The following is a 7,522-nucleotide window of genomic DNA, read 5'->3' as shown; positions in this document are numbered from 1 at the left end:
GACCTTCTGGTCATGCCGCCGAAGTTGAAAGGCAGATTGCCTCCCTGGCGGGCTTGCAGCGTCGAGCAGTTACGGCGTTTGGTAAAACGCCGTAACTAAAACCCGTGGCGCTCGAGGAAGCGGAAGGCTAGACGAATCCAAGGACGGACCGCCACCTGCTTGTCCTCGTTGTCGACTGCGGTGTTGGCGTTGCCGAGCGAAAGGCCGTGGCCGCCCTGGTCAAAGACGTGCATCTCGCATGCGACGCCCTCCTCGGCCATGCGCTGCGCAAACGGGTAGACCTGCGCGATCGGCGCCGTCTTGTCGTCGGACACGCCCCACACAAAGGTCGGCGGCATCTGGCGCGAAACATGCGTGGTGGGGCAGATGTCGGCCAAGTGTTCGTCGGTTGCCTCACCGCCCGTCACCATCGACAGGTAGTCGTTAAGCAAATCACGTCCCGTCTTGCCGCCCGTCTTGGGCACGCGCAGGTCAATGCGCGGATCGCGCGTCTGCGTGTCGCGCACATAGGCAAGGTCGAGCAATGGATAGCCCAGCACCACGGCGTCGGGGCGAATATCATCCGGACGCACCCCGGCAAGCGCCGCAAAGGGACCGGTCTTCCACTGCGTTGCTAACGAGGCGCAGAGCATGCCGCCCGCCGAAAAGCCCACGACGCACACGCGCTTGGGGTCGACATGCCATTCGTCGGCATTAGCGCGCACCGTGGCGACCATCTTGGCAAGATCGGCCTGCGGGTGCGGAAAACTCACGTCGCCCGTGCCGCTTGTCACATAGTTGAGCACAAAAGCCTGGTACCCGTGATCCAAAAACGCAAACGCCACCGGATCTTGCTCATGCGGAGCGATGTGCGTAAACGCGCCTCCGCCGCAGATGATCGCTGCCGGGCGACGACCATTAGGCTTATCGGGCAGCGGCTCGGCGCCCAAATAGGTAAACGTCGCCGGATATTCCTCAGTCGGCTCCTCGCCCCACAGCGCATGACTCTCGATAATCAATTGGTGCTCCCTTCGCGCAATTCGTGCGCACTATTTTTTCGTCCTCAAGCGTACCCCAGTTGGACCCACGGCGCAGAAACACTCCCGCAATAAGTTCCCTTTCAACTGATATATCACATAATCCCAGCTCAGCACTATCGTTTCACAGCGTAAAATAGGGACGCTGACCGTGCCGGGAAACACATACGTAACGTTTCCGGCTACATTACACGCGTGCAACAGGCGCGCTTGATACGTTGGAGGCAACTATGGGTCTGCTCGATTCGCTCAAGTCCACGTTCACTTCGTCGGGCGAGGCGTCCGTTCCGCCCTCAGCAAGCTTCGCTACCCGCGAAGGCGTCATCTATGCCCCTGTCAACGGCGTACTCGTCAATCTGGACGAGGTTCCCGACGAGACCATCGCCGCGGGCATGCTCGGTCAGGGCTATGGCATCGAGCCCATCACCGACACCATCTATGCGCCCGCCAACGGCCGCATCGGCGCCACCACCGTCACCAACCACTCCATCGGCATGATCACCGAGGACGGTCTTCGCGTGTTCATCCATGTTGGCCTGGGCACCGTGGAAATGAACGGCAAGGGTTTTACCCGCTTTGTCGAGATGGGCGATGTGGTCAAGGCAGGCCAGCCGCTCATCAGCTTCGACCGCGAGGCTATTAAGGCCGCCGGTCACGAGGACATCGTGACCGTCATCGTCTCCGAGCTCGATCGTCTTAAGAGCATCGACCATGTCGGCGAGTCTGGAACGCTTATCGGCGGCAACCCGCTCGTCAAGCTTGGCGACCCGCTGCTGGTAGCCAAGACCAAGTAGCCAGGCCCCGTGCCACACAGCCAAAAGGCACCTCGTCAAGCGCCCGCGACCATTTGGCCGCGGGCGCTTTTCGTTTGAAAAACCATCCCGCCAATGCCTTATCTGTATAGCCCAAATGAGCCGAGCTGCTAGAATATCGAACTGTATGGATAACTATCATTCAACCGCTATGGGAGGATACGTGAACCGCACCAAAATCGCGCAGCTCTATGCCGATGCCGAGTCGCTCGGCGGCCAGACCGTCACTGTCGCCGGCTGGGTCAAGTCCGTCCGCGACATGAAGAACTTTGGCTTTGTTACGCTCAACGACGGCAGCTGCTTCCGCGACCTGCAGGTCGTCATGAACCGCGAGGCGCTCGACAACTACGACGAGATCGCCCACCAAAACGTCTCGGCCGCACTCATTTGCACTGGCACCGTCAAGCTGACCCCCGATGCGCCCCAGCCCTTCGAGCTTTCTGCCACCTCCATCGAGATCGAGGGCGTCAGCGCCCCGGATTACCCGCTGCAGAAGAAGCGCGCAACCGTCGAGTTCCTGCGCACCCAGCAGCACCTGCGCCCGCGCACTAACCTGTTCCGCGCCGTGTTCCGCATCCGCTCTGTCGCGGCTGCCGCCATCCACCGGTTCTTCCAGGAGCAGGGCTTTGTCTACGTCAACACCCCCATCATCACCACGAGTGACTGCGAGGGTGCCGGCGAGATGTTCCGCGTGACCACGCTCGACCCCAAAAATCCGCCCCTCACCGAGTCCGGCGAGGTCGACTGGAGCCAGGACTTCTTTGGTAAGCATGCGAGCCTCACCGTGTCCGGTCAGCTCAATGCCGAGAACTTTGCCATGGCCTTTGGCGACGTGTACACCTTTGGCCCCACCTTCCGCGCCGAAAACTCCAACACCACGCGTCACGCCGCCGAGTTTTGGATGATCGAGCCCGAGATGGCCTTTGCCGACCTTAACGACTACATGGATAACGCCGAGGCCATGCTCAAGTACGTCCTTAAGGACGTTATGGCCACCTGCCCCGACGAGCTCAACATGCTCAACAAGTTTGTGGACAAGGGCCTGGTCGAGCGCCTGAACCACGTGGCAAACTCCGACTTTGCCCGCGTTACCTACACCGAGGCCGTCGAGATCCTGGAGCAGGCAGTCGCCGCGGGTCACCAGTTCGACTACCCCGTCAGCTGGGGCATCGACCTGCAGACCGAGCACGAGCGTTTCCTGACCGAAGAGCACTTTAAGCGCCCGACCTTCGTAACCGACTACCCGGCCGAGATCAAGGCGTTCTACATGCGCATGAACGAGGACGGCAAGACCGTCGCCGCCGCCGACTGCCTGGTTCCCGGTATCGGCGAGATTATCGGCGGCTCCCAGCGCGAGGAGCGCCTGGATCTGCTCGAGGCCCGCATCAAGGACCTGGGTATGAATCCCGAGCAGTACAAGTACTACCTTGACCTGCGCCGCTACGGTTCCTGCAAGCACGCCGGCTACGGTCTGGGCTTCGAGCGCTTGGTGATGTACCTCACCGGCGTGGGCAACATCCGCGACGTCCTGCCGCACCCGCGCACCGTGGGCAACGCCGACTTCTAATCGCCACAGCGCCACCCAGCGCGTTACAGCGCATCGCGCCAGCGCCTCTCGGCAAGCCGAGGGGCGCTTTTTTTCAACAGCACCCGTCAAGCTTTTGGCAAGGTTTTGGTTAGTTGAGCAGGGCTGTTGAAAACTCGACCCGCCGCCTGCCGACGACTACCGACCGCCCAGAGCGCCCTGCGCCCCTAGGCAAGCCCCGCGTCCTAGGCTCCGTACCGTCGCCACCCAAAATGGAAAGGACGTGGGCGTTATGACCGAAGCCGTTGTTGAAAACTATGAGACCACGACCAGAGGCGCCGCCTCGATGGCGGCCTATCGCGCCGTGCGCATCCTGCAGCTCTTGAGCGAAAACACCGGCGAAGACAAGGCATTGCTTTCCGATGAGTTAATCGAGCACCTCGCCCATCCCGATGACCCCACCCGCATGCCCATCTCGGCGGCGCGGCGCAGCATCTACACCTCGATATCCGCGCTTCGTCACGCCGGATACGAAATCGACTACAAACGCGGCGTGGGCTACAAACTTCTTACCCGCCCGCTCACCGATGAAGAGATCATCCGGCTCCACGGCATGGTCATGCGCAACCGCTCCACGCCTATCGCTATCCGCAAGAGCATGGCGCAGCATTTAGTTGCCATGGCGAGTGCCGACGTTCGCGACTACCTCGATACACCCGAACCCGCTCCAAGCGCAGGCAGCAAGGCTACCAAGGCAACACGCACGCCCATCAAGCGCATCGACACGTGCGAGCTCGTCGAGCAGGCCATCGACCACGGAACGACCGTCAGCTTTGATATCTCGAGTACCCTCGCCCGTGGCGAAACCGAAGCGGTGCGGATGACGCTCCGACCCTTTGCCATCAGGCAGCGCGATGGCATCTCGTATCTGCTGGGAACGGTCTACGACGCCCGAGGCACCGACGATACGCTGCGCACCGTCGAGATCACCCGTATGAGAAACGTCAGCACGCGCCTCCTTGACGGCAAGAAACTCTTTGCCGCCCTGGACGAGGATGATGACGCCGTCTCCGCCGCATAAGCATCTCTGCCACCCATTCGACTACCCGTACCGCCTATCCGGTTCTGTATTAAAAAACCCGCCAGGCTGTTGTAAAAATGAACATCGGCGTTACTATAGTTCCACTTGCACTTTGTCCCAGTGCAGTGTTTCCAGCCATTTTTATACTGGGGGTAATGATATGAAGGACATCACCATCAGCCGCAGGAGCCTTCTGGTCTCCGCCGGCCTGCTCGCGCTCGCCCCGCTCGCCGGATGCGGCGGCAACTCTGGTTCCGGCTCTGCTGCCGCCGGTTCCGACTACACCATCGGCGTTCTGCAGCTCACCGAGCACTCCGCACTCGATGCCGCCAACAACGGCTTTGTCAAGGCCATCAAGAAAAGCGGCCTTAAGGTCAAGATCGACCAGAAGAACGCCCAGAACGACCAGTCCACGTGTAAGTCCATCGCCGACAAGTTCGTGGGCGATGGCGTCGACCTGATCTACGCCATCGCCACGCCCGCCGCACAGGCTGCTGCCGGTGCCACGGCGGATATCCCCATCGTGGGCTGCGCCATCACCGACTACGCCGCCTCCGGCCTGGTCCAGGACAACGACAGGCCCGGCACCAACGTCACCGGCGCCTCCGACCTTACCCCGGTCGCCGAGCAACTCGAGATGATGCAGAAGGTCCTGCCCGACGTAAAGAAGGTCGGCCTGCTCTACTGCACCGCCGAGTCCAACTCCGACGTCCAAATCAAGGCCGCCAAGAAGGAACTCGACAAGCTTGGCCTGGAGTACACCGACTTCACCGTCTCGAGCTCCAACGAAATCCAGTCCGTCGTCGAGTCCGCCGTGGGCAAGGTCGACGCGCTCTACTCCCCCACCGACAACACCATCGCCGCGGGCGCTTCGCAGGTCGGTCAGATCTGCAAGGAGAACAAGCTCCCCTTCGTTACCGGCGAGGAGGGCATGTGCAAGGCCGGCGGTCTGTTCACCCTCTCCATCAACTATGAGGACCTGGGCTATGCCGCGGGCGAGATGGCCGTTAAGATCCTGAAGGGCGAGGCCAAGCCCGAGGATATGGCTGTCGAGCACCTCTCGAGCAAGGACTTGGTCGTCGTCAAGAACGACGAGATGGCCGAGGCGCTGGGCATCGACCTTTCCGCCCTGGACGAGTAGCGCCATGCGCCATAACGCATCTAGGGTTCGTTCTCGCACTATAGCTGCGTTATTCAATATCTGAGTCATTGGGGCGAACGTCATAGACCGACGTTCGCCCTGCTTGTTTCAGATAAAACAAAACGTTTGCCTGCCGCTCTTATATTCATTGTTACCGCTATTATGGAACATCACGTGTCCACCCTATCCTAGGAGGTATGAAGCATGCTCATTGCATTGCAGGGCGCCGTTTCGCAGGGCGTCCTCTGGGGCATTATGGTGCTTGGCGTGTTTATCACGTTCCGCCTGCTCGACATCCCCGATATGACCTGCGACGGCAGCTTTGCCCTCGGCGGCTGTGTCTGCGCCGTACTCATCGTCAACAATAACGTCGACCCGCTGCTCGCCGTGCTGGCCGGCATGTGCGCCGGCGCCATCGCGGGCGCGGTCACGGGCATTCTGACCACCGTCTTCGAGATTCCCGCGATCCTCGCTGGAATCCTCACCCAAATTAGCCTGTGGTCCGTCAACCTGCGCATCATGGGCAAATCCAACACGCCCATCCTTGCCAAGGGCACCGTGTTCTCGGCCGTCAGCAATATGACCGGTCTGCCGCAGTCCACCGTTGCCATCATCTTGGGCATCCTGCTCGCCGTGGCCATCGTTGCCATCCTGTACTGGTTCTTTGGTACCGAGATCGGCTCCGCGCTGCGCGCCACCGGCAACAACGAGTACATGATCCGCGCCTTGGGCGTTAACACCAACTCCACCAAGATGATCGCTCTCGTGCTCTCCAACGCCCTCATCGGCCTTTCGGGTGCGCTTATCTGCCAGAGCCAAAAGTATGCCGACATTGGCATGGGCACAGGCGCCATCGTTATCGGCCTTGCCGCCATCGTCATCGGCGAAGTGCTCGGTCGCCTGCTGCCCGGCGGACTCACGCAGTTTAGCGTCCGTCTTGCCTCCGCCGTCTTTGGCTCCGTGGTGTACTTCCTTATCCGCGCCATCGTGCTGCAGCTGGGCATGGACGCCAACGACATGAAGCTGCTCTCCGCCGTAATCGTGGCCGTGGCCCTGTGCGTGCCCGTGGTTTGGGAGCGATATAAGCTCCGCAGCTCCTACACGAAGGGAGATGAGGCTGATGCTTAAGCTCTCACACGTCAAGAAGACCTTTAACAAGGGCACCGTCACCGAGAAGCGCGCGCTCACCGGTGTCGACCTCACCCTTAACGACGGCGACTTTGTAACCGTGATTGGCGGCAACGGCGCCGGCAAGTCCACGCTGCTCAACATGATCGCCGGCGTGTATCCGCTCGATTCGGGCGTTATCGAGCTCGACGGCACCGATATCTCGCGCCTGAGCGAGTCGCAGCGCGCCAAGTACCTGGGCCGCGTGTTCCAGGATCCCATGCGCGGCACCGCAGCCGACATGCAGATCGCCGAGAACCTGGCCCTCGCCAAGCGCCGCGGCCAGCATCGCGGTCTTTCGTGGGGCGTCACCAAGGCCGAGAAGGACGAGTACGTTGAGCTGCTCAAGCGTCTGGACCTTGGTCTGGATACGCGCCTCAACGCTAAGGTCGGCCTGCTCTCGGGTGGCCAGCGCCAGGCACTCACCCTGCTGATGGCCACGCTCACCAAGCCGCGCCTGCTGCTGCTCGACGAGCACACGGCGGCCCTCGACCCCAAGACGGCAGCGAAGGTGCTCAACCTGACCGAGGAAATCGTCGTCGAGAACCACCTGACCACGCTCATGGTCACACACAACATGAACGACGCCATCCGTCTGGGCAACCGTCTGATCATGATGCACGAGGGCCACGTGATCTACGATGTGGCAGGCAACGAGAAAAAGTCGCTCACCGTCGCCGACCTGCTGCAGAAGTTCGAGGAGGTCTCGGGCGGCGAGCTCGCCAACGACCGCATGCTGCTAAGCTAACGACTTAGAAAACCACCACAAAGGGGACAGGC

The 7,522-nt window shown here is 61.1% G+C and carries 7 protein-coding genes; 6 read left to right on the top strand and 1 reads right to left on the bottom strand.

Translation table 11 applies throughout. The features are described from left to right. Window positions 1-95: 95 nt before the first annotated feature. Window positions 96-998 (bottom strand): alpha/beta hydrolase, encoded by a 903-nt coding sequence (locus tag DXD94_RS06015; protein WP_117763520.1) that lies wholly within the window; start codon window positions 996-998, stop codon window positions 96-98. 248 nt (window positions 999-1,246) lie between these two features. On the opposite strand from DXD94_RS06015, the gene DXD94_RS06010 reads away from it, so the two are divergent. From DXD94_RS06010 to DXD94_RS05985, 6 genes are all read left to right on the top strand, one after another. Then, window positions 1,247-1,810: a PTS glucose transporter subunit IIA gene (locus DXD94_RS06010; RefSeq protein WP_117763519.1), complete on the top strand. Its 564-nt coding sequence runs from the start codon at window positions 1,247-1,249 to the stop codon at window positions 1,808-1,810. Window positions 1,811-1,991: 181 nt separating this feature from the next. Continuing rightward, entirely contained in the window at window positions 1,992-3,395 is a 1,404-nt protein-coding gene (gene asnS, locus DXD94_RS06005; RefSeq protein WP_117743084.1) for an asparagine--tRNA ligase, read from the top strand. Window positions 3,396-3,645: 250 nt separating this feature from the next. Beyond that, on the top strand, window positions 3,646-4,434 hold the full coding sequence (locus tag DXD94_RS06000; protein WP_117763518.1) for a hypothetical protein: 789 nt from the start codon (window positions 3,646-3,648) through the stop codon (window positions 4,432-4,434). A 160-nt stretch (window positions 4,435-4,594) separates the two neighbouring features. Continuing rightward, complete coding sequence (locus DXD94_RS05995; protein ID WP_117743086.1) at window positions 4,595-5,575, top strand: ABC transporter substrate-binding protein; 981 nt, start codon at window positions 4,595-4,597, stop codon at window positions 5,573-5,575. A 204-nt stretch (window positions 5,576-5,779) separates the two neighbouring features. Beyond that, window positions 5,780-6,703, top strand: a complete 924-nt coding sequence (locus DXD94_RS05990) for an ABC transporter permease (protein ID WP_117743087.1) — start codon at window positions 5,780-5,782, stop codon at window positions 6,701-6,703. After that, the gene (locus tag DXD94_RS05985) at window positions 6,696-7,490 is read left to right on the top strand and encodes an ABC transporter ATP-binding protein (RefSeq protein WP_117763517.1); all 795 of its coding nucleotides are present in this window, start codon (window positions 6,696-6,698) and stop codon (window positions 7,488-7,490) included. The genes DXD94_RS05990 and DXD94_RS05985 overlap by 8 nt, the downstream gene beginning before the upstream one ends. The last annotated feature ends 32 nt before the right edge of the window (window positions 7,491-7,522 follow it).

Origin of the sequence: Collinsella sp. TM10-22 (genome assembly GCF_003466125.1) — a bacterium.
Classification (GTDB): domain Bacteria; phylum Actinomycetota; class Coriobacteriia; order Coriobacteriales; family Coriobacteriaceae; genus Collinsella.
This window is presented reverse-complemented; position numbering and strand designations above follow the sequence as displayed.

Excerpts from the sequence above, each read along its gene's own strand:
- DXD94_RS06010 (WP_117763519.1), top strand. The coding sequence starts at position 1,247 with ATGGGTCTGCTCGATTCGCTCAAGTCCACGTTCACTTCGTCGGGCGAG.
- DXD94_RS06000 (WP_117763518.1), top strand. The coding sequence starts at position 3,646 with ATGACCGAAGCCGTTGTTGAAAACTATGAGACCACGACCAGAGGCGCC.
- DXD94_RS05995 (WP_117743086.1), top strand. The coding sequence starts at position 4,595 with ATGAAGGACATCACCATCAGCCGCAGGAGCCTTCTGGTCTCCGCCGGC.
- DXD94_RS05990 (WP_117743087.1), top strand. The coding sequence starts at position 5,780 with ATGCTCATTGCATTGCAGGGCGCCGTTTCGCAGGGCGTCCTCTGGGGC.
- DXD94_RS05985 (WP_117763517.1), top strand. The coding sequence starts at position 6,696 with ATGCTTAAGCTCTCACACGTCAAGAAGACCTTTAACAAGGGCACCGTC.